The sequence below is a fragment of the Sphingomonas donggukensis genome, assembly GCF_023674425.1.
Taxonomy (GTDB): Bacteria; Pseudomonadota; Alphaproteobacteria; order Sphingomonadales; family Sphingomonadaceae; genus Sphingomonas; species Sphingomonas donggukensis.
The window spans coordinates 431,158-451,068 of record NZ_CP098401.1 but is presented as its reverse complement, the minus strand read 5'-3'; the positions used below and the strand labels follow the sequence as shown (position 1 = coordinate 451,068).

The 19,911-nt window shown below is 68.6% G+C and carries 24 protein-coding genes; 16 read left to right on the top strand and 8 right to left on the bottom strand.

Annotated elements, in window-relative coordinates:
- Positions 1-59: 59 nt before the first annotated feature.
- From M9980_RS02180 to M9980_RS02170, 3 genes are read left to right on the top strand one after another with little or no spacing between them, the layout of a single operon-like run.
- Entirely contained in the window at positions 60-1,766 is a 1,707-nt protein-coding gene (locus M9980_RS02180; protein WP_250752876.1) for a GGDEF domain-containing protein, read from the top strand.
- A gap of 42 nt (positions 1,767-1,808) precedes the next feature.
- Entirely contained in the window at positions 1,809-2,009 is a 201-nt protein-coding gene (locus tag M9980_RS02175; protein ID WP_250752874.1) for a hypothetical protein, read from the top strand.
- Positions 2,010-2,052: 43 nt separating this feature from the next.
- On the top strand, positions 2,053-3,780 hold the full coding sequence (locus tag M9980_RS02170; protein WP_250752872.1) for a long-chain-fatty-acid--CoA ligase: 1,728 nt from the start codon (positions 2,053-2,055) through the stop codon (positions 3,778-3,780).
- On the opposite strand, the gene M9980_RS02165 is transcribed toward M9980_RS02170, so the two are convergent.
- Genes M9980_RS02165 through M9980_RS02155 form a run of 3 tightly spaced genes read right to left on the bottom strand, consistent with a single transcriptional unit; the run spans position 3,760 to position 5,694 of the window.
- Positions 3,760-4,026 (bottom strand): type II toxin-antitoxin system RelE/ParE family toxin, encoded by a 267-nt coding sequence (locus tag M9980_RS02165; RefSeq protein ID WP_250752870.1) that lies wholly within the window; start codon positions 4,024-4,026, stop codon positions 3,760-3,762. The two genes, M9980_RS02170 and M9980_RS02165, sit on opposite strands and share 21 nt — an antisense overlap.
- A 23-nt stretch (positions 4,027-4,049) precedes the next feature.
- The gene (locus M9980_RS02160; protein ID WP_250752868.1) at positions 4,050-4,304 is read right to left on the bottom strand and encodes a type II toxin-antitoxin system ParD family antitoxin; all 255 of its coding nucleotides are present in this window, start codon (positions 4,302-4,304) and stop codon (positions 4,050-4,052) included.
- Positions 4,305-4,335: 31 nt separating this feature from the next.
- Complete coding sequence (locus tag M9980_RS02155; protein WP_250752867.1) at positions 4,336-5,694, bottom strand: NAD-dependent succinate-semialdehyde dehydrogenase; 1,359 nt, start codon at positions 5,692-5,694, stop codon at positions 4,336-4,338.
- A gap of 83 nt (positions 5,695-5,777) precedes the next feature.
- Here M9980_RS02155 and M9980_RS02150 point away from each other — a divergent pair, with 83 nt between their 5' ends.
- From M9980_RS02150 to M9980_RS02115, 8 genes are all read left to right on the top strand, one after another.
- Complete coding sequence (locus M9980_RS02150; RefSeq protein WP_250752865.1) at positions 5,778-6,023, top strand: exodeoxyribonuclease VII small subunit; 246 nt, start codon at positions 5,778-5,780, stop codon at positions 6,021-6,023.
- On the top strand, positions 6,020-6,931 hold the full coding sequence (locus tag M9980_RS02145; RefSeq protein WP_250752863.1) for a polyprenyl synthetase family protein: 912 nt from the start codon (positions 6,020-6,022) through the stop codon (positions 6,929-6,931). Before M9980_RS02150 ends, M9980_RS02145 begins: the two co-directional genes overlap by 4 nt.
- Positions 6,928-7,434, top strand: coding sequence for a pantetheine-phosphate adenylyltransferase (coaD, locus tag M9980_RS02140; RefSeq protein ID WP_250752860.1), 507 nt, complete (start codon positions 6,928-6,930; stop codon positions 7,432-7,434). The genes M9980_RS02145 and coaD overlap by 4 nt, the downstream gene beginning before the upstream one ends.
- A 79-nt stretch (positions 7,435-7,513) precedes the next feature.
- Positions 7,514-8,242, top strand: a complete 729-nt coding sequence (locus M9980_RS02135) for a peptidylprolyl isomerase (protein ID WP_250752858.1) — start codon at positions 7,514-7,516, stop codon at positions 8,240-8,242.
- A 36-nt stretch (positions 8,243-8,278) separates the two neighbouring features.
- Positions 8,279-9,304 carry a tRNA preQ1(34) S-adenosylmethionine ribosyltransferase-isomerase QueA gene (gene queA / locus M9980_RS02130; protein WP_250752855.1) on the top strand — a complete coding sequence of 342 codons (1,026 nt, stop codon included), beginning with the start codon at positions 8,279-8,281 and terminating at the stop codon, positions 9,302-9,304.
- Complete coding sequence (locus M9980_RS02125) at positions 9,301-9,930, top strand: 2OG-Fe(II) oxygenase (RefSeq protein ID WP_250752852.1); 630 nt, start codon at positions 9,301-9,303, stop codon at positions 9,928-9,930. The genes queA and M9980_RS02125 overlap by 4 nt, the downstream gene beginning before the upstream one ends.
- A gap of 48 nt (positions 9,931-9,978) precedes the next feature.
- Positions 9,979-10,482, top strand: a complete 504-nt coding sequence (locus M9980_RS02120) for an EF-hand domain-containing protein (RefSeq protein ID WP_250752850.1) — start codon at positions 9,979-9,981, stop codon at positions 10,480-10,482.
- 223 nt (positions 10,483-10,705) lie between these two features.
- The gene (locus M9980_RS02115) at positions 10,706-11,632 is read left to right on the top strand and encodes a cation diffusion facilitator family transporter (protein WP_250752847.1); all 927 of its coding nucleotides are present in this window, start codon (positions 10,706-10,708) and stop codon (positions 11,630-11,632) included.
- A gap of 118 nt (positions 11,633-11,750) precedes the next feature.
- On the opposite strand, the gene M9980_RS02110 is transcribed toward M9980_RS02115, so the two are convergent.
- On the bottom strand, positions 11,751-12,434 hold the full coding sequence (locus M9980_RS02110; RefSeq protein WP_250752844.1) for a cupin domain-containing protein: 684 nt from the start codon (positions 12,432-12,434) through the stop codon (positions 11,751-11,753).
- On the opposite strand from M9980_RS02110, the gene tgt reads away from it, so the two are divergent.
- From tgt to M9980_RS02095, 3 genes are all read left to right on the top strand, one after another.
- A complete protein-coding gene (gene tgt, locus M9980_RS02105) occupies positions 12,433-13,569 on the top strand; it encodes a tRNA guanosine(34) transglycosylase Tgt (RefSeq protein WP_250752841.1) in 1,137 nt (378 codons plus the stop codon). The genes M9980_RS02110 and tgt overlap by 2 nt on opposite strands.
- A gap of 2 nt (positions 13,570-13,571) precedes the next feature.
- Positions 13,572-13,769, top strand: coding sequence for a hypothetical protein (locus M9980_RS02100; RefSeq protein ID WP_250752838.1), 198 nt, complete (start codon positions 13,572-13,574; stop codon positions 13,767-13,769).
- 93 nt (positions 13,770-13,862) lie between these two features.
- Complete coding sequence (locus M9980_RS02095) at positions 13,863-14,852, top strand: cell wall hydrolase (protein ID WP_250752835.1); 990 nt, start codon at positions 13,863-13,865, stop codon at positions 14,850-14,852.
- Between the two features lie 57 nt (positions 14,853-14,909).
- Here the strand turns inward: M9980_RS02095 and M9980_RS02090 are convergent, their stop codons facing one another.
- The 4 genes from M9980_RS02090 to ykgO form a co-directional block, all read right to left on the bottom strand.
- Complete coding sequence (locus M9980_RS02090) at positions 14,910-15,245, bottom strand: hypothetical protein (protein WP_250752833.1); 336 nt, start codon at positions 15,243-15,245, stop codon at positions 14,910-14,912.
- A 122-nt stretch (positions 15,246-15,367) separates the two neighbouring features.
- The gene (locus M9980_RS02085) at positions 15,368-17,149 is read right to left on the bottom strand and encodes a DUF885 domain-containing protein (RefSeq protein WP_250752831.1); all 1,782 of its coding nucleotides are present in this window, start codon (positions 17,147-17,149) and stop codon (positions 15,368-15,370) included.
- Between the two features lie 99 nt (positions 17,150-17,248).
- Positions 17,249-17,857: an HAD-IA family hydrolase gene (locus M9980_RS02080; protein WP_250752829.1), complete on the bottom strand. Its 609-nt coding sequence runs from the start codon at positions 17,855-17,857 to the stop codon at positions 17,249-17,251.
- A gap of 11 nt (positions 17,858-17,868) precedes the next feature.
- The gene (gene ykgO, locus M9980_RS02075) at positions 17,869-17,994 is read right to left on the bottom strand and encodes a type B 50S ribosomal protein L36 (protein WP_055755695.1); all 126 of its coding nucleotides are present in this window, start codon (positions 17,992-17,994) and stop codon (positions 17,869-17,871) included.
- 156 nt (positions 17,995-18,150) lie between these two features.
- Between ykgO and M9980_RS02070 the strand changes: the two genes are divergently transcribed.
- On the top strand, positions 18,151-18,768 hold the full coding sequence (locus tag M9980_RS02070) for a DUF4136 domain-containing protein (RefSeq protein WP_250752827.1): 618 nt from the start codon (positions 18,151-18,153) through the stop codon (positions 18,766-18,768).
- Positions 18,765-19,886 carry a M14 family metallopeptidase gene (locus M9980_RS02065; RefSeq protein ID WP_250752824.1) on the top strand — a complete coding sequence of 374 codons (1,122 nt, stop codon included), beginning with the start codon at positions 18,765-18,767 and terminating at the stop codon, positions 19,884-19,886. The genes M9980_RS02070 and M9980_RS02065 overlap by 4 nt, the downstream gene beginning before the upstream one ends.
- Positions 19,887-19,911: the final 25 nt, after the last annotated feature.

Below are 19,911 nucleotides of genomic sequence, written 5' to 3'. Positions count from 1 at the left end.
CATCCTAATGGATGACCCGCTTAACGGGTAATTAGCCCTTCCCCACCTAGACGGGATCGATGTCGGGGGATGTGCTTGTTCGGACGCTGCTGGCCCTGATCGGGGTCGCGACGGCCATGCTTGCGCAACCCGCGGCGGCGCAGGCGGGGCTTGCCGGCACGCCGCTCGCGACGTGCATCGCGCGCGTCCTGCCCGGCGATACCCCGGCGACGGTGCTGCGGGCGCCGGGACGGTTCGACTGCACCACCCCGCAGACCGATTTCGGCCCCGGCGATTATTGGGTGCTGTCCGCCCCGATCGCGACCAGCACCAGCAAGCGCCATATCCGCGTCCGCATCGGCAGCCTGTGGCAGGAGCGCCTGACGCTGCACACCGTCTATGCCGACGGCGCGGTGGCCACGACCGCGACGGACAGCACCACGGTGTCGCGCCACGTCCAGCTCGGCGCGATCGTGGAATTCGCGCCGCCGTGGCGCGCGGCGCCGGTGACGCGGCTGCTGTGGCGCGTCGACGGGTCGGCCAACACCCGCGGCATCATTTTCGGCCAGCGGATCGCCGATGCGCAGGAAAGCGCCCACGCCAATACCACGATGGCGGCGATCTATTCGGCGTTCGCGGGCCTCGCCATCGCGTTCCTGATCTACAACCTGTCGCTATGGGGGGCGCTGCGCCACCGGTTCCAACTGACCTATTGCGCGATGGTCCTGGCGCTGCTTGCCTACGCGGCCTCGTCCTCCGGTGCGCTCGCCTGGGCGTTTCCGGGGATCGACAACAACGACCGCATGCGCATCAACTATGCGACGCTGGGCCTGGGGGCGAGCATGGCGATCGTGTTCGCGCGCGCCTTCTTCGAACCGCGCGTCTTTTCGGGCTGGCTGGGGCGGACGACCTGGGTGGCGGCGGTGCTGCTGGGGATCAGCGGCTTCTGCTTTGCGGCGCTGTCGCACATCAACATGCCCGTGGCCGACCGGATCGCGTCGATAATCTTCCTGTTCGGCCTCACCGTCACCATCCCGATCCTGTGGAACGCCTGGACGCGGGGCAGCAGCTATCTGTGGCTGTTTTCGCTCGGCTGGGCGGCGCCGGTCCTGTTCGCAGGCGCGCGCATCCTGTCGGCGCTGGGCCTGTACCAGAGCAATTTCTGGCTCGACAATTCGACCGTCTTCTCGCTCGCGTTCGAGGCGCTCGTGTCGAGCATCGCGATCGCCTATCGCGTGCAGATGCTCAGCCGCGAGCGGGACGAGGCACTCGCCAGCGAAACCGCCGCGCGCCTGCTGGCCGATGCCGACCCGCTCACCGGCCTGCTCAACCGCCGCGCGTTCCTGGCCCAGTCGATCGGGCGCCGCGGCATCCAGACGCTGCACGTCATCGACATCGATCATTTCAAGGCGGTCAACGAAACCCTCGGCCACGACGGCGGGGACGAAGTGCTGCGCGTCTTCGCCCGCACCCTGCGCCAAGCGATCCCGACCGGCGCCGTCGTCGCGCGGATCGGGGGCGAGGAATTCGCGATCGTGCTGGACGCCGATATCGCGCTGGAGGCGGATCGCATCCTGGCCGCGCTGCGCGCTGCGCGCATGCCCTTCGACCTGACCGTCACGTCCAGCATCGGCAGCTGTTCGGGGTCGCTCGACACCGAACTCGACTGGAAACGCCTGTACCGCAGCGCCGACCGCGCGCTGTTCGAGGCGAAGACCGCGGGCCGCGACCGCGCCCGCCGCGCAGCGCCGCTGACGCCCGATCCGCCCATCGCCAGCGCCGCCTGAAATCCGCTTGGCGCACGGCTCGCCGCGCTGTACCGTCCCTTCATGGACAAGCGCCGCACCGCCATCGTCGTCGCCGCCGCACTGGCGCTGATCGCGCTGACTCCGCATCCGACCGCCGACATCCGCATCGAAACCCACGACATCGCCGATGTCGCCCCGCGCCGCTTCCAGGCCGCGGTCGACCTGGGCGTGATGGCGGTGAAGGTGCTGGTGACCTGGTCGGCGGAGGTCGCGACCCGCTGAGCGGTGCTTGCCCGCGCGCGGCAAGCAACTTACACCTGTGTCAATGAGCGATTCCGAGACCGCCGCACCCGAACCCGCCGACCCGGAAGCCATCTGGCGCAGCGCGTTCCTTCATCCCGGCGCCTGGGATCGCGATTTTCCGCCGCTCTCGATGGTCGATCTGTTCGACGCCAGCGCGACGCGCGCGCCTGACGCCCCGCTCATCGACTTCCTCGGCCGCCGCTACAGCTATGGCGAGACGCAGGACGGCGCCAACCGCGTCGCCTGCGGGCTGAAGGCGCTGGGCTATGGCCGCGGCGACCGCATCGGGCTCTTCCTGCCCAACGTCCCCCACTATGTCGCGGCCTATTACGGCATCCTCAAACTCGGCGCGACTGTCGTCAATTTCTCGCCGCTCTACACCGTCGACGAACTCGCCCATCAGGTCGCGGATTCGGGAACCCGGCTGTTGTTCACGCTCTCGGCAACCGCGCTGCTGCCGACCGCGGTCAAGGTGCTGGAGCAGAGCGCGCTCGAACGGCTGGTCGTCGGCTCGGTCGCGGGCGCGCTGCCGGCGACCAAGTCGTTCTTCTACCGCATGTTCCGCAAGAGCGAGGTCGCCGCGCGGCCCGACGACGCGCGGATCACGGCCTTTTCCGCGCTGATCGCCAACGACGGCGCCTGCGTGACGCCCGCGATCGATCCGGCGCGCGACGTCGCGCTGATCCAGTACACCGGGGGCACCACCGGCGTGCCCAAGGGCGCGGTGCTGACCCACCAGAACCTGTCGGCCAACGCGCGTCAGGTCGCAGCCCTCGACCCCGATCCGCAGACGCCCGACAGCGTGCTCGGCGTGCTGCCCTTCTTCCACGTCTTCGCCAACACCTGCGTCCTCAACCGGACGGTGTGCACCGGCGGAGAGATCGTGATGCTGCCGCGTTTCGAGGCGGGACAGGTGCTGGCCGCGATCGCCCGGACGAAGCCGCGCGCCCTGCCCGGCGTGCCGACGATGTACCAGGCTCTGCTCGACCATCCGAAGTGCGGACACACCGACTTCGCCTCGCTGCGCTACTGCATCTCGGGCGGCGCGCCGCTGTCGGCGGAATTGAAGTCGAAGTTCGAGGCCGCGACCGGCGCCACCGTGATCGAGGGCTACGGCCTGTCCGAAAGCTCGGGGGTGGTCTCGTGCAATCCCTACGCCGGGCCGCAGCATCCCGGCACGATCGGCCAGCCGCTGGCCGCCACACGCGTGCGCCTGGTCGATAAGGAAGACCCGACCCGCCCGCCGCCAGTCGGCGAGCCCGGAGAGATCGTGCTGGCCGGCCCGCAGATCATGGCCGGCTACTGGCAGAGGCCCGACGCCGATGCCGAGGTGTTCGTCACCGACGCCGCCGGCACCCGCTGGCTGCGCACCGGCGATGTCGGCACGATCGATGCGGAAGGCTTCATCCGCATCGTCGACCGGCTGAAGGACATGATCGCGGTCGGGGGCTTCAAGGTCTTCCCCAGCCAGATCGAGGCGCTGCTCCACCACCACCCCGCGGTGAAGGAGGCGCTGGTCATCGGCCTGCCCGACACCTACCGCGGCGAAGTCCCCCGCGCCTACGTCACGCTGAACGACGGCTTCGACGACGCGGGCGCGGCGCTCGCGGCGTGGCTCAATCCACAACTCGGCAAGCACGAACGCGTCGATCAGGTGGTGGTGCGCCTGACGATGCCCAAAACGATGATCGGCAAGCTCAGCCGAAAGGACTTGCTGGCCGAGGTGATGTCAGAGGGTGAAGCCGCGTAGATCGCGGTCGGCGGATAGAACCCGAGCTATCGTCACGATGTCGTCGTCGATCCGGTAGAAGATGATCTGGCGTCGCTCGAAAGTGATCGAGCGATAGCCTTTTCCGAAAACAGACCGGTCCGTGCCACGGTTCGGAAAATCGGCGAGCGTTGCGATCTTGGCGCGAATCCTCCTGTCATACGCGTCCGCACCCGCGCGACTGGCTACTGCCTCGATATAGATGCTGAGAGAATCGAGGTCGGCCACGGCGACCCCCGAAAAGCGAACGATCACGCGCGGCGTCGTGCCTTGGCCTCGTCCAGCTGCCGAAATGCCTCTTCCATCGAGACAGAAGGTCGCGGGTCCGCCAGCGCCTCGGCGATCTTCTCCCGCACGATCGCGTTGAACGCTTCCTGCTGCCGCTCGAGCGCGTTCAGCGCCGCCTCGACGACATGGTCGATCGATTCGAACGCCCCGCCCGCGACAAAACGCGCGGCGCGTTCGGTGTATTCGCCCAGATTGATCTCGGGATCGCGGTCGGCCATCTGACGCTTATAGCATGATCCGCCGGACCCGCTACCGCATCACCGCCTTCAGGTTCATGAATTCGTGCAGCCCCCACGGCCCCAGTTCGCGCCCGTGGCCGGAGCGTTTGACGCCGCCGAAGGGAGCTTCGGGCACCGACGCCAGCATCGCGTTCACCGCGGTCATCCCGGCCTCGATCTCGCGCGCGAACCGCTCCTGCTCGGCGGCTTCGGTCGTCCACACGCTCGATCCCAATCCGAACGGCACGTCGTTCGCGAGTGCAATCGCGGCATCGATATCGGGCACCCGGAACACCATCGCGATCGGGCCGAATATCTCCTGCTTGGCGAACGCACCCTCGGGCGGCACATCGACCAGTACGCCCGGCGTCATCCACGCTCCTGCGCGGTCGATTGCCTCGCCGCCGAACAGCAGCCGCGCGCCTTCGCCTTCCGCCTCGGCAATTTGCGAAACGACCGTATCGCGCTGCTCGACGCTGGAAAGCGGACCCATATCGGTGCCGTCCGTCATCGGATCGTCGATTTTGACCGCCTGCATTCCGTCGGAAAAGCGCGCGAGAAAATCGTCATGCACGTCCGCGTGCACGATGAAGCGTTTTGCGCAGATGCACGACTGGCCGGCGTTCTGCGTCCGCGCCGTCACCGCGACCTTCGCCGCCTTCGCCACGTCGGCAGACGGCATGACGATGAACGGGTCCGATCCGCCCAGTTCCAGCACCACTTTCTTCAGCGCACGGCCCGCCGCCTCGGCCACCTTCATCCCGGCGCCCTCGCTGCCGGTCAGCGTCACCGCGACGATACGATCGTCGGCGATCAGCCCGCCCACTGCGTCCGAGGGGATCGCCAGGTTCTGGAACACCCCGTCGGGCGCTCCCGCCTGCCGCACGATATCCTCGATCAGCGCAGCACACCCTTGCGTCAGCGAGGCGTGCTTCAGCAGCCCGACATTCCCCGCCATGATCGCCGGCGCCATGAAACGGACCACCTGCCAGTACGGGAAATTCCACGGCATCACCGCCAGCACCGGCCCCATCGGCAGCCACCGCGCGGTGGTGCTCCCGCTCGCGGTCTGCACTTCGGTATCGGACAGCAGCGCCGGACCATGCTCGGCGTAGTAGCGGAAACCGCTCACGCACTTCTCGACCTCGGCGACCGCGGATTTCAGCGTCTTGCCCATCTCCCGCACCGCCATCTCGGCGAGCGCACTCTTGTTCGCCTCGAACGCATCGCCGATCCGTGACAGCAACGCGGTTCGCTCGGCGTAAGCACTCGTCCGCCACCGCGCGTACCCGGCATGCGCCGCCGCCACCTTCGCCTCGATCTCCGCGGCGCTCAGCGGCGCATGGGTCGCGATCGTCTCTCCGGTCGCCGGGTTGATGCTCTTGAACATGCCGTACTCCATCCTTGCCCGCCCAAACGTCACGCCCGTGCTTTGGGTTGCAAAGCGATCCGCCCCTGCCGCATAGGTCGGGCATGGCAGAGGACAGCACGATCGAAACGCTCTCGTTCGAGGACGCGTTGAAGGAGCTCGAGACGATCGTCGGGCGGCTCGAAACCGGCACCGCGCCCTTGCAGGAGGCGATTGATCTCTACGCGCGCGGTGACCTGCTGCGCCGCCAGTGCGATGCGCGGCTGAACGCGGCGCAGGCCCGGATCGAGGCGATCCGCACCGATGCCGATGGTCGCGCGACCGGCACCACCCCATTCGCCGCCGGATGATCGCCGGCGTGACCGCTCCGTCCGCGCTGCTCGAACCGGCGCTGCGCGACATCGCGGTCGAGGTCGATCGCCAGTTCGACCAACTGCTGCCCGTCCCCGACGACGCCCGCGGCGACCTGTACCACGCCATGCGCCATTCCGCGATCGGTGGGGGCAAGCGCCTGCGCCCGCTGCTGACGACGGCCACTGCCGACCTGTTCGCGGTCGACCGCACCTGCGCCGTCCGCGCCGGGACCGCGATCGAGTGCATCCACGTCTACAGCCTGATCCACGACGATTTGCCGGCGATGGACGACGACGACCTGCGCCGCGGCAAGCCGACCGCGCACAAGGCGTTCGGCGAAGCGGCGGCGATCCTTGCCGGCGACTGCCTCCACGACCTGGCGTTCGAGATCCTCGCCGACCCCGAAACCCATCCCGACCCGTTCGTCCGCATCGAGCTGGTTGCCGACCTCGCCCGCGCCGCCGGCCCCGCGGGCATGGCGGGCGGCCAGATGATGGACCTGAAGGCCGAGAGCGAACAGTTCGACCTCGCCACCGTCACCCGCCTGCAGGGCATGAAGACCGGCGCGCTGATCGCCTGCGCGGTGGAGGCGGGGGCGATCCTGGGCCGCGTCCCGCCCGAGGGGCGCACCGGCCTGCGCGGCTACGCCCGCGACATCGGCCTCGCCTTCCAGATCGCCGACGACCTGCTCGATGCCGAGGGGGACGAGGCGCTGGCCGGCAAGGCGCTGCGCAAGGATGCCGAGGCGGGCAAGGAAACCTTCCTCTCGCTGCTCGGCATCGATCGCGCACGCGAACAGGCGCGGATGCTCGTCGACCAGGCGCACCAGCATCTGCGCAGCTACGGTACCGAAGCCGACCTGCTCCGCGCCATCGCGGACTATGTCCTGGAGCGCAGGAAATGACCCGCATCGGCGTCTATCCGGGCACGTTCGACCCGATCACTTTGGGCCACATGGATATCATCCGTCGCGGCGCGAAGCTGGTCGACCGGCTGGTCGTCGGCGTCACCACCAACCCGTCCAAGTCGCCGATGTTCAGCGACGACGAGCGGCTGGAGATGGTCCGGCGCGAGGTTGCGGGCGTCGATGGCGACATCGCCGTCGTCGGGTTCGATTCGCTGCTGATGGACTTCGCCGAGCGCGAGGGCGCGAGCATGATCGTGCGCGGCCTGCGCGCGGTCGCCGACTTCGAATATGAATATCAGATGGCGGGCATGAACCAGCAGCTGAACGCGAGGATCGAGACGGTCTTCCTGATGGCCGACGTCTCGCTCCAGCCGATCGCCAGCCGGCTGGTGAAGGAAATCGCGGTCTACGGCGGCAACATCGCCAAATTCGTCAGCCCCGCGGTAAAGGCAGAAGTCGACGCCCGCGTCGAGAAACTGGGGCGCCGGGGTGAGCGGTGACGCCGATGTTCACTTTGCCGCAACGTCGAATTTGATCTAAGCGCGCACACGAACATCTCGGGTTGGGGTACTTACGAACATGCGTTTCCTGTCCGCCGCGACCGCGCTGGCCGCCGCCATCGTCGCCCCGCTTGCCGCCACGCCCGCCGCGGCCCAGCTGATCCCGGTGCCCGGTCGCGCCGCCGCACCGGCGACGACCGACAAGCAGAACCTGTGGCTGCTCGACCTGTCGGACGGTGGCCGCGTCACCATCTGGCTGCGGCCCGACGTCGCGCCCAAGATGGTCGAGCGGATCAAGACGCTCACCCGCCGCAAATTCTATGACGGGCTGCTGTTCCACCGCGTCATCGACGGCTTCATGGCGCAGGGCGGCGATCCAAAGGGGGACGGCACCGGCGGATCGGACCTGGGCAACGTCCCCGCGGAGTTCAACTACCTGCCCCACGTCCGCGGCGCGGTGTCCGCCGCGCGCGAGGGCGCGCCGGAGGGTGCGACCCCCGAACAGAAGACCAAGGCCGAGAACAGCGCCGACAGCCAGTTCTTCATCGTGTTCCAGCCGCGGCTGTCGCTCGACAAGAAATACACCGTGTTCGGTCGCGTGATCGAGGGGATGCAGTACGTCGACGCGATCGAGCGGGGCGAGCCGCCCGCCGCGCCGACGAAGATCGTCCACGCCTATATCGCCGCCGATGGCCCGCCGCCCTACGCCGCGGCGCCGGCACCCGCCCCGGTGATGGTCGATCCGATCAGCCTGCCACCGGGTCCGGGCCGCAAGCTGCCGCCCAGGGCTCCGTCGCCGCGCAAGTAACCGCCCGCGCCGGGCTGTGACCGAAGCCGCTTTCCGATGAACGTCGACCTGTTCGATTTCGCGCTGCCGAACGACAGCATCGCGCTGCGCCCCGCCTCCCCGCGCGACGCGGCGCGGCTGCTGGTGCTCGATGGCGACGCAACGCGCGACCTGCACGTCGGCGACCTCCCCGCGCAGCTCCGCGCCGGCGACCTGCTGGTCTTCAACGACACCCGCGTCATCCCCGCCCAGCTGGAGGGCACGCGCGGCGAGGCCAGGATCGGCGCGACGCTGCACAAGCGCGAGGGGCCGCGGCGCTGGCGCGCCTTCATCCGCAACGCCAAGCGGCTGCGCGACGGCGACGTCATCGATTTCGGGCAAGGGGTATCGGCGACCGCCGGCGACCGCGGCGACGACGGCAGCTTCGCACTCGATTTCGCGGGGACCGAGCCGGTCGAGCTGCTGCTGGAGCGCGCCGGTCGCATGCCGCTGCCCCCCTACATCGCCGCCAAGCGCCCGACCGATGCGCGCGATGCCGACGATTACCAGACGATGTTCGCGAACGAGCCGGGTGCCGTCGCTGCGCCGACCGCGGCGCTGCACTTCACCCCCGACCTGATGGCCGCGCTCGACGCCGCGGGCATCGGCCATGCGACGCTGACCCTCCACGTCGGCGCGGGCACCTTCCTGCCGGTCAAGGCCGACGACACCGCCGACCACCTCATGCACGCCGAATGGGGCCGCATCGACGCCGCCACCGCCGACCGCCTCAACGCCGTCCGCGCCGCCGGCGGACGCGTCATCGCGGTCGGCACCACCAGCCTGCGCCTGATCGAAAGCGCCAGCGGCGACGACGGCATCGTCCGCCCGTTCGAGGGCGACACCGCGATCTTCATCACGCCGGGCTATCGCTTCAAGGGCATCGACGGCCTCGTCACCAATTTCCACCTGCCGCGGTCGACGCTGTTCATGCTGGTGTCGGCACTGATGGGGCTGGAGCGGATGCAGGCCGGCTACGCGCATGCCATCGCGAGCGGCTATCGCTTCTATTCCTACGGCGACGCCTCGCTGCTGCTGCCGTGACGGACGCGCGGTCGCCCGAACCGTCGATCGCAGCCCGCGAGCCGGCCGAGCCCGCAAGCCCCCCGCCCTGCCACCTGCTCGATCTCGTCGCGGAGGGTCTGCTGCCCGCGGGCTGGGAGGAGACGGTCGCCGCGCTGGCGGACGCGCCGGAATGCCTGACGCTCTCCCGCACCGATCAGTGGAGCTTCTCGGTGGTGCAGGGCGATGTCGTGTGCGACCGGCTGGGGTGGCTGTGGGAACTGTACCACGGGGTGTTGCGCGATTTCGCCACCCGTGCGTGCTCCCGCCCCGTTGTCGCCGCCGCGCGGTTGCGCTCCACGATGACGCTCAACATCCTGTCCGGGCCCGGCGCATCGAGCGACTGGCACCGCGACAACAACGCCGTCACCGGCCTGTTCTTCGCGACCGCGCGGACCGACGGCGGCGGCGATCTGCTGTTCCGCGATGCCGCGGGCCGCGAAAGCGCGGTGACCCCGCGCCCCGGCCTGTTCGTCTGCTTCCCGGGCGCGATCGAGCACCGCGTCGCGCCGATCGCGGACGGGCGGCGCCTGTCGCTGCCGATGGTGTATCACGACAGCACCGCCGACCAGCCGCCGGCTTATGGCGACGATGTTTATGTGCTGTAGAACCAGTCCAATGCGGCGGCACCCCGCCACCGTGCCGGGGAACCGACCATGATCCTTGCCGCCCTGCCCGTTATGGCCGCGCTTGCCCTCACCCAGGCCGCGCCGGCGCAGCCGCCGCGTCCGGGCGATCCCTACCGCGCGGCGCCCGCGACGATCGTCGCCGAGCCGGTGGCACTGCTGTTCGCCGGGTTCGACCGCGACGGCGACGGGCGCACGACGCTGGCGGAGATGCGCGCCGGCCTGCGCGCGACCGCCAGCGGCGCGGAATGGGCGACCGGCGTCGGCTATCTCGCCTTCGCCGACTGGGCGGCGCGCTATCTCGGCGACCGCAACGGCGTACCGACCCCGTTCGAGGTCGACCGCAACGGCGACAACCGCATCACCCTCGCCGAGCTAGAGGACCGGGTCGAGGCGCTGTTCACGCGCTACGACCTCGACAGGGACGGCGCGCTGACCCGCACCGAATTGCTCACCATCCGCACCACCCCCACGGGCGAACGTCGCCGACGCGATCGCGACGGCGACCAGCCGGCCATGCCGCCGCGGCGGTAACGGACCTCGATCCTCCCCGGCACGGGGAGGGGAACCAGCCGAAGGCTGGTGAGGGGGCGGGCCGCAAGCGTTACGTGCGCGGACGGCCCCCTCCGTCAGCGCATAGGCGCTGCCACCTCCCCGTGCCGGGGGAGGATCAGAAGTCCGTCCCCTTCCCACGGTCGGGAATTTTGATGTGTCGACACGCTGGCAAAACCACCGTCTTGCCCGCTAAGCATCGGACATGGGCGGAAACCACGGACACGCGAGCCATCACGGGCACGATCATGGCCATGCCCATGCGCCCGCCGACTTCGGCCGCGCCTTCGCGATCGGGACGGCGCTCAACCTCGGCTTCGTGGTGGTGGAGGCGGGGTTCGGCATCGCCGCCGATTCGGTCGCGCTGCTGGCGGATGCCGGCCACAATCTGTCCGACGTCCTCGGCCTGCTCATCGCCTGGGGCGCCGCCACCCTCGCCAAGCGACCGGCATCGGCGCGCTACACATACGGCCTGAAAAGCTCGTCGATCCTCGCGGCACTCGCCAACGCCGTCCTCCTGCTGGTGGCGGTCGGCGCGATCCTGCTGGAGACGCTCCAGCGGCTGAACGATCCCCCGGCGGTGCAGGCGAACGTCGTGATCTGGGTTGCGCTGGTCGGGATCGCGGTCAACACCGCGACCGCCCTGTTGTTCGCGCGCGGGCGGCACGGCGACCTGAACATCCGCGGCGCCTATCTCCACATGGCCGCCGACGCATTGGTCTCGGCCGGCGTCGTCGTCGGCGGGCTGCTGATGCTGTGGAGCGGCTTTGCCTGGATCGACCCGGTCGTCAGCCTGGCGATCGTCGCGGTCATCCTGTGGAGCACCTGGGGGCTGTTCCGCGACGCGCTCGGCATGGCGATGCAGGCGGTGCCCGCGGCGATCGATCCGCACGCGGTCCGCACCGCGCTCGTCGCGCTGCCCGGTGTCGAGCGCCTCCACGACCTCCACATCTGGTCGATGAGCACGACCGAGAATGCGCTGACCGCCCACCTCGTCATGCCCGCCGGCCACCCCGGCGACGCGTTCCTGCGCGATCTCCAGCACCGGCTAGACCATGATTTCGGCATTGGCCACGCGACGATTCAGATCGAGGTCGGCGATGGCACCGGCTGCCGCATCCACGCGCATTGACGTTTTCGCTGTCCTACAGCGGTGACGGCGTGCTTGAGTCGGGCATCGGAGAATCGCGGGACAGGATGGGGTGAAAGTTCCGATATGCGGTCGTTTCGCGGAACTTTCCGAACCTTCGCTACCCCTCGAAATGCACCGCCAGCCACACGACCGGCGGCGTCGTGCTGGTAAAGGTCACCCAATGCGGCACCCCCGCGCCGATCCGCACATGATCGCCCGCCGCCAGCGTTATCTCGTCCGAATCGGCGATCCGCATCCGCGCCTCGCCCTGCAGGACGATCACCCATTCGTCGCGGTCCTGCACCATCGGCGCGTCTTCTGGAGTCACCTGCCCCTTCGACACGATCCGCTCGACCCGAACGCCGCGCGTGTAGACCAGCGTGTCGAACGCCTCCGCCCGCGCCGCCGCGGGCAGTTTCGCGTAAACATTCGACAGCTCCGGTTTGAACCGGGGTTTGGGTTTCGGGGCCGGTTCGGGCTTCGCCTCGGGCGCCGCCTTGCGCCGCTTCAGGCCCTTGGTCGACCCCGCCCAGTCGGCGTGCATCGCGCCGCGCAGATAGGCTTCGACTTCGGCGGCGCTGGCGGTCAGCCCGTCATCGCCGATCCCGAGCACGGCCTTGCCCCCCGCATCGACCAGCCCGAACTTGCCGAAGTCCCCGCCCGCCTTGCGCCGCCGCGACGCCTTCAGTTTCAATCCGCGGTGCGTCGCCATCGCCCGCAGCGCATCGGTGCTCGCATCCGCCATCGCCCGCCAACGCGCGAGCTTTGCCTTGCGTTGCGCGGTCGCTAGAGGCGTCGCCATGCCTCCCCGTTTCGACTTCAGCATTGCCGCCACCGATGGTCGTGCGCGCACCGGTACTATCGCGATGCGTCGCGGCGAGATCCGCACGCCCGCTTTCATGCCGGTCGGCACCTCCGCCACGGTCAAAGCGATGAAGCCCGCCGACGTCCGCGCGACCGGCGCCGACATCATCCTTGGCAACACCTATCACCTGATGCTGCGCCCCGGTGCCGAGCGGGTCGCGCGACTGGGCGGCCTGCACGCGTTCATGGGCTGGGACCGCCCCATACTGACCGATTCGGGCGGCTATCAGGTGATGAGTCTGGCCGACCTGACCAAGCGCAGCGAGGAGGGCGTGGCTTTCAAGTCGCACCTCGACGGCACGCGCCACATGCTCAGCCCCGAACGCTCGATCGAGATCCAGCGGCTGCTCGGCTCGAACATCACCATGGCGTTCGACGAGCTCGTCCCGACCACCTCGACCCGCGAGGTGCAGGCCGCGGCGATGGAGCGGTCGATGCGCTGGGCCCGTCGGAGTCGCGACGCCTTCGACGCCGCCGAGGACCATGCCGAGGGCAACGCCATCTTCGGCATCCAGCAGGGTGCGCTCGACGAGGGGTTCCGCAAGGCGAGCGCCGACGCGCTGATCGACATCGGCTTCGACGGCTATGCGGTCGGCGGCCTCGCGGTCGGTGAGGGGCAGGAGGCGATGTTCGGCTGCCTCGACTTCGCGCCCGGCCAATTGCCCGCCGACAAGCCCCGCTATCTGATGGGCGTGGGCAAGCCAGACGACATTGTGGGCGCGGTCGAGCGCGGCATCGACATGTTCGACTGCGTGCTCCCCACCCGCTCGGGCCGCACGGGCCAGGCCTTTACCCGCTCCGGTCCGATCAACATCCGTAACGCCAAATTCGCCGAGGACACCGGCCCGCTCGATCCCGCCTGCGCCTGCAACGTCTGTTCGACGTGGAGCCGCGCCTATCTCCACCATCTGGTCCGCGCGGGCGAAATCCTGGGGGCGATGCTGATGACCGAGCACAACCTCGCCTTCTATCAGGCGCTGATGGCCGATCTGCGGAGCGCAATCGCGGCAGGCGGGCTCACTGCATTTGCCAACGACTTCCGCGCGCAATATCGCAGGGACAAGGGAGAGTAGGCGTGTCCGAAGAGAAGACCAACGAGATCGTCGCCGCCGCGCGCGCGGCAAAGGTGCGGGCGAAGCGCGAGGCGAAGTCCGGCAAATGGCCGCTGAAGGCGATCGGCCTGGGCGTGGGCATCGGATCGGCGGCGGTGGCCGCGGCGATGCTCTACGCCAATCGCGACCGCGACGACGATGGCAATGGCGACGGGGATTGACGAGAAGTTAGCGTCGAATTCGTTCGTGCCGCACTGGGACAGCACGAAAATCGCGGCGGAAATCGACAGGATTTGGGGCTAAGCGCGCTTGTGATGGGCAAGCGGTGGATTTCGGGACGCTGGCTACCGGGCCAGGGACGCGGCGCGGTCGCCGCATTGCTGGTGTCGCTCGCCGGGGCCGGCTTCTCGGCCCACGCCGGGCGCGACCTGCCGGCGCTTGCCGCCCCCCGCCCCAGCCCGATTCCGGTCGGGTACGAGGCGCAGGATCACTTTCCCGGTGCCGCCCTGCTCTACGTCGATACGCCGCTCGCGACCCCGGCGAAGGGCGTGACCGGCACCGTGGCGCTGCCCGACCTGCCGCCCGAGGCCGCGCAGTTCGCCGGCGCCGCCTCGATCCAGCCCGCCTCGCCCTGGGTGCTGCGCGGCAGCCAGCTCGACAAGGCGCGCGCGCTCCAGTGCCTGACGACCGCCATCTATTACGAGGCGGCGAGCGAGCCCGACGACGGCCAGGCCGCGGTTGCGCAGGTCATCCTGAACCGCGCCCGCCACCCGACTTTTCCCGGCACGGTCTGCGGCGTCGTCTATCAGGGATCGGAACGCCGCGGCTGCCAGTTCAGCTTCGCCTGCGACGGTGCGCTCGCCCGCCTGCCGATGCGCTCGGCATGGCTAAGGGCACAGCGGGCCGCGGCCAGGGCGCTCGCCGGTTACGTCTTCGCGCCGGTCGGCATGGCGACGCACTACCACACCTATGCCGTCACCCCGGCGTGGAACCGCAGCCTGGTGATGACCGGCGTGTTCGGCGCGCATTTCTTCCACCGGTGGAAGGGGTGGTGGGGCACCGCCGCCGCGTTTACCCGCAGCTATGTCGGCGGGGAGCCGATGCCCGGGCCGCACGCCCCGATCGAGACGCCCGCGCCGCTGACGCCGGTCATCATCGCCGCCGCCCTGCCCGCCAGGCCCGCGCCGATCCTGCCCGAGGTCCAGCCCCAGCATGTCGCGAGCGGAACGGTGCAGGAGCAGTACGCGACCAGCGACTCCCAGATCCTCGACAAGTGGAAAGATTCGGGCAAGCCGCTGCGCTGACGCGAAAAAGGGCCCCGCCGTCGCCGGCGAGGCCCTTGTCCGTTCGATAGGGATGGATCAGTAGCGGCGACCCTGGCGATCATGCCGCTCGTACTTGATCCGCGCCGACAGCGCGTCGAAGCGGCGGTCGAGGTCGCGGCGCTCGCCGATCGACAGCCCGCCGCGGCGATAGCGTGCCTCCAGATTGGCCAGCCCGCGGAATTCGGCGCGCAGGCGCATCGCCTCGTTGCGGTTCAGCGAGCCGTTGCGGATGCCGACGTCGATGCGGCGGTCGAGGTTCGCCTGGCGCGCGTTGATCGGCTGCCAATTGCCGTAGTTCTGCGCGCTCGCGACCGAGGGGATGGTGGCAGCGGCGATGCCGAGGCCGGCGATCATCAGCGTGAATTTCTTCATGGTACGCACTCCTCTTTGCCTGCCCGTCGGGGCATGCTCGCAATGTGGAACGCACGTGTCGCAAAGCCGTGCCGCCGAACCCGAAAAAGTGTCGCAGGTTTGTCGCGCCGGCGCAGAAATGTTCAGCTTTTCGCCTGCGACGCTATCCATTTCGATACATGCCCCTCCAGCACGTCGAGCGGCACCGATCCCTGCTCCAGCACCGCGTCGTTGAACGCGGCGAGATCGAACTTCGCGCCCAGCGCCGCCTCCGCACGACGCCGCAGATCGAGGATCTTCAATTCGCCGAGCTTGTATCCGAGCGCTTGCGCCGGCCAGCTGATGTAGCGATTGACCTCGGCATCGATATTGGCCGGCGACAGCGCGGTGTTGTCGAGCATGAACGCAACCGCCCGCTCCTTCGTCCAGCCCTTCGAATGGATGCCGGTATCGACCACCAGCCGGCACGCGCGCCACATGTCGTAGCTCAGCCGCCCCATCTGCTTCTCGGGCGTGTCGTACAGGCCGATGTCGTTCCCCAGCGTCTCGGCATAGAGCCCCCACCCCTCGGTAAAGGCGGTGAAGCTGGCGAGGCGGGTACGCAGCGGCGGCAGGTCGAGTTCCTGTTGCAGCGCGATCTGGTTGTGATGCCCCGGCACCGCCTCATGCGCGGTCAGCGACGGCAATTCCCACAAGGGTCGCTGGTCGAGTTTCGAGGTGTTGACGAAATAGGTGCCGGACAACCCGTTCTGCGGACTGCCCGATCCGTAATAGGCGGTCGTCGTCCCCTCCGCCGTCTCCGCCGGGATCGGCTTCACACCGTACGGCAGCCGCGGCAGGCGGTGGAACAGGCCGGGCATCCTGCCGTCGATCGTCTTGGCGACCCGCGACGCGGCGGCGAGCAATTCGTCGGGCGTTTTCGCGTAATATTTCGGGTTGGTGCGCAGCTCGGCGATGAATGCCTCGCGCGTGTCAAAGCCCGCCGACGTCGCCACCCGGGTCATCTCGGCGCGGATGCGCGCGACTTCGCCCAGGCCGATCTGATGAATCTGGTCGGGCGTCAGGTCGGTCGTGGTCAGCTGGCGCGCGCGGAAAGCGTAATAGGCCGCCCCGCCCGGCTGCGCCGACACCCCTGCCGTCTTCGCGCATTTGGGCAGGTAGCGGTCGCGGAAATAGTCCGCCGCCTTCGTGTAGGCCGGGTTCAGCCGCGCCATGATGACTGTCTGGGCACGCTTTTGAAGCGCCGTCCATTCGGCCTCGCTCGCATCGCGCGGGCGCGTCCCAGCGAAGGGAATGTAGAAGCGCGACGCCACCGGATCGGCGGTGACGACACCCCGGATCGTCCCTTCGAACCCGACCAGCGACACGCACGGCTGGACATACCCGCCCTGCACCGCCTGTGCCGTGATCGCCAGCAATGCGTCGTTAACCGCAGGCCATTTCTCCGATCGGGTCAGATAGTTGGCGAAATCCTGCTTGCCGCGAAACGCCAGGCGCTCACCCATCCCGGCCATGCCCTGCCACGGCGAGGAATAGCTGGTGAAGACGATCATCCGTTGGCCGAATCGATTGGCCTCGACGTCCTCCGACAGCAGCCGGCGCAGCACCGCCTTATTGGCGCGTTCAACCTCCGACAGGCCGACGTCGGGGATGGCGTCGAGGCGCTTCAGATAGGCAGCGGCCTGCGCGGCGCGGCGGTCCTCCGCGGCAAGCGACGGGTCGCCGAGGTCGGTGTCGTAATCATGCACCCCGACCGAGGACGCAAATTGCGGACTCTCCCGCAGCGTCCACGCCCAATGCTCGGCGAGCAGGGCTCTCAAATCATCGGCAGGCGCGGCGAGGGACGGCGTGGCGAGCAGCGCGCACGCCGCGACGGCAAGGGTGCGGAAAGCGCGAAAGGAGCGGCGCGAGGATCGAATCGTCATGCCGGGCAGGCTGCACCAGATCGCGCCGTTCCGAACAGGATTTTCTGCGCGCGTCGCATCCCGACCGAACGCGAGAACTCCGGGGTGGCGCGGCGCCGGTCAGACCGGCAGGCCGAGCGCCTTCAGGTTGTCGCGCAGCGCCGCCGCGTCGGTGAAGCGGATCGCATGGATGCCGATCGCCGCGGCGGCGTCGACATTGGCGGGCATGTCGTCGACGAACACCGCCTGTTCGGGCGCCAGGCCGAATCGCGTCAGCGCCAGCCGGTAGATAGCCGGATCGGGCTTCACCAGCTTCTCCGCACCCGAAACGACGATATCGCGGAAACGGTCGAACAGCTCGGCTTCCTGCGCGCGGAACGGCGGCCAGAATTCGTGCGAGAAATTGGTGATCGCGAACAGCGGCACGCCGGCATCGTCGAGATCGGCGACCAGCGCGGCCATGCCCGGAATCGCCGGCCCGATGCTTTCGTTGAAGCGCGGCCCCCAGTGGCCGATCAGCTCGGCATGCTGGGGAAACTTCGCGACCAATTCCTCCGACGTCTCGGCGAAGGGCCGCCCGGCATCGTGCTGGAAATGCCAGTCCACGGTCACCACGTCGCGCAGGAACGCGAAAAGCGCCTCATCGTCGGGGATGAGGCGCTCGTAAAGGAATCGTGGATCCCAGTCGTACAGGACACGACCGACGTCGAAGATGACGGCGGTCGGCACCGGGGGCGAAATCAGCCCTGGCGCGCCTTGAAGCGACGGTTCGTCTTGTTGATGACGTAGATGCGGCCGCGACGACGGATCACGCGGTTGTCGCGATGACGGTCCTTGAGGGACTTGAGCGAGTTGACGATCTTCATGGGCGTGGGCCGATTCTCGAACTATTGGTTGTCGGAAATTTCGAGGCGCCCGCCTATCCACCGCCCTGTCCCAAGTCAAGATCGAACGCGCCCTCCCTCCTGCGCTTGGAACCGGCGTGCGCCACGAACGCTTCATCGCTCTCAGGAGAATTGGTCATGACGATGCGTACCGCGATCACCGCCCTTGCCCTCGGCTGCGCCGCCGCGGGTTGCGCCACCACCGGCGGCGTCGATCGCGCGGGCACCGATGTCACCCGCTATCACCTCGGCGCGCCGATCCCGGCGGGCAGCGTCGCGACCGAACCGATGGCAATGTCGGGCGCGGTCACCAGCCCCGAATATCGGCTCTACGCCGATGCCGTCGCCGCGGAGCTGGGGCGGATGGGCTTCGCGCCCACCGGGACCGGGACGTCGCAATATATCGCCGCCGTGTCGTTCCAGCGCACGTCGCGCGGCACCGTTCGCACCCCGCCCAAATTCTCGATCGGCATCGGCGGCGGCGGCTTCAGCGGCGGGCGCGGCGGCGGCGGGGTCGGCCTTGGCGGCGGCCTCAGCACAGGGTTCGGCAGCAAGACCAAGGACATCCTGGTCAGCGAGCTCGCCGTGCAGCTGCGCCGTCGCAGCGACGGCACCGTCGTCTGGGAAGGCCGCGCGCAACGACAGTTCCTGTCGGGCGACCGCGGCAGCCAGCCCGTCGATACGGCGGGTCGCCTCGCAAATGCACTGTTCAAGGGGTTCCCCGGGGAATCGGGAATCACTATCAGCGTGAAATGACCATCATCGTTTCGGCCGCGTTCGATAGCGGCAACATTCGCGTCACCGGCATCGACGGTGACGTCGTGTCACTGGAAATCGTCACCGATCACTTGTCCGACTTCTATCAGTGGTTCCACTTCCGCGTCGCCGGGGCGCGGGGGCGGACGCTGACCTTCCGGATCACAAATTGCGCAGGGTCGGCCTATCCGTTCGGATGGCCGGGATACCGGACGCGCGTATCGACCGATCGCGAGACGTGGGCGATGGCGCCCGACACGCGATACGACGACGGCGTGCTGACGTGGACGCACCGGTTCGACACCGAGCTTGCCTGGTTCGCCTATTTCCAGCCCTATACGATGGAGCGCCACGACGCGCTGGTGGCGAAGGCCGCGCTGGCCGAGGGCGTCACCCACCGCGAGATCAGCCAGAGCCTCGACGGGCGGGCGATCGACTGCCTGTCGGTCGGTACCGGCGCCAAGCAGGTTTGGCTCTACGCCCGCCAGCATCCGGGTGAGCCGATGGCGGAATGGTGGATGGAAGGCGCGATCGAGCTGCTGACCGACGCCACCGACGCGACCGCGGCGACGCTGCGCGAAAAGGCGACGATCCACCTCGTCCCGAACATGAACCCCGACGGATCGTACCGCGGCCATCTGCGCACCAACGCCGCGGGCATGAACCTGAACCGCGAATGGGACAGCCCAAGCGCCGAGAAGAGCCCGGAAGTGCTGTGCGTCCGGAGTGCGATGGACGAAAGCGGCGTCGATTTCGCGATGGACGTGCACGGCGACGAGGCGATTCCGGCGAATTTCCTGGCCGGGTTCGAAGGCATTCCGTCGTGGACCGACGCGCTCGGCGCGAAATTCTACGAGTTCGGGCGCCGGCTGGCGCAGGCGACGCCCGATTTCCAGACCGAGAAGGGCTATGACAAGGCCGCACCCGGCCAAGCCAATCTGTCGATGTCGACCAACCAGCTCGCCGAACGCTTCGGCGCGGTCGCGATGACGCTGGAAATGCCGTTCAAGGATCACGATCCCAACCCCGATGCCACGCACGGCTGGGACGGCCCGCGCTCGAAGGCGCTGGCGCACGCCTGCCTGAAGACGCTGGCGGGCATGATCGACGAGATTTGACGCCCGGCTTTCCCATCCCCCATCC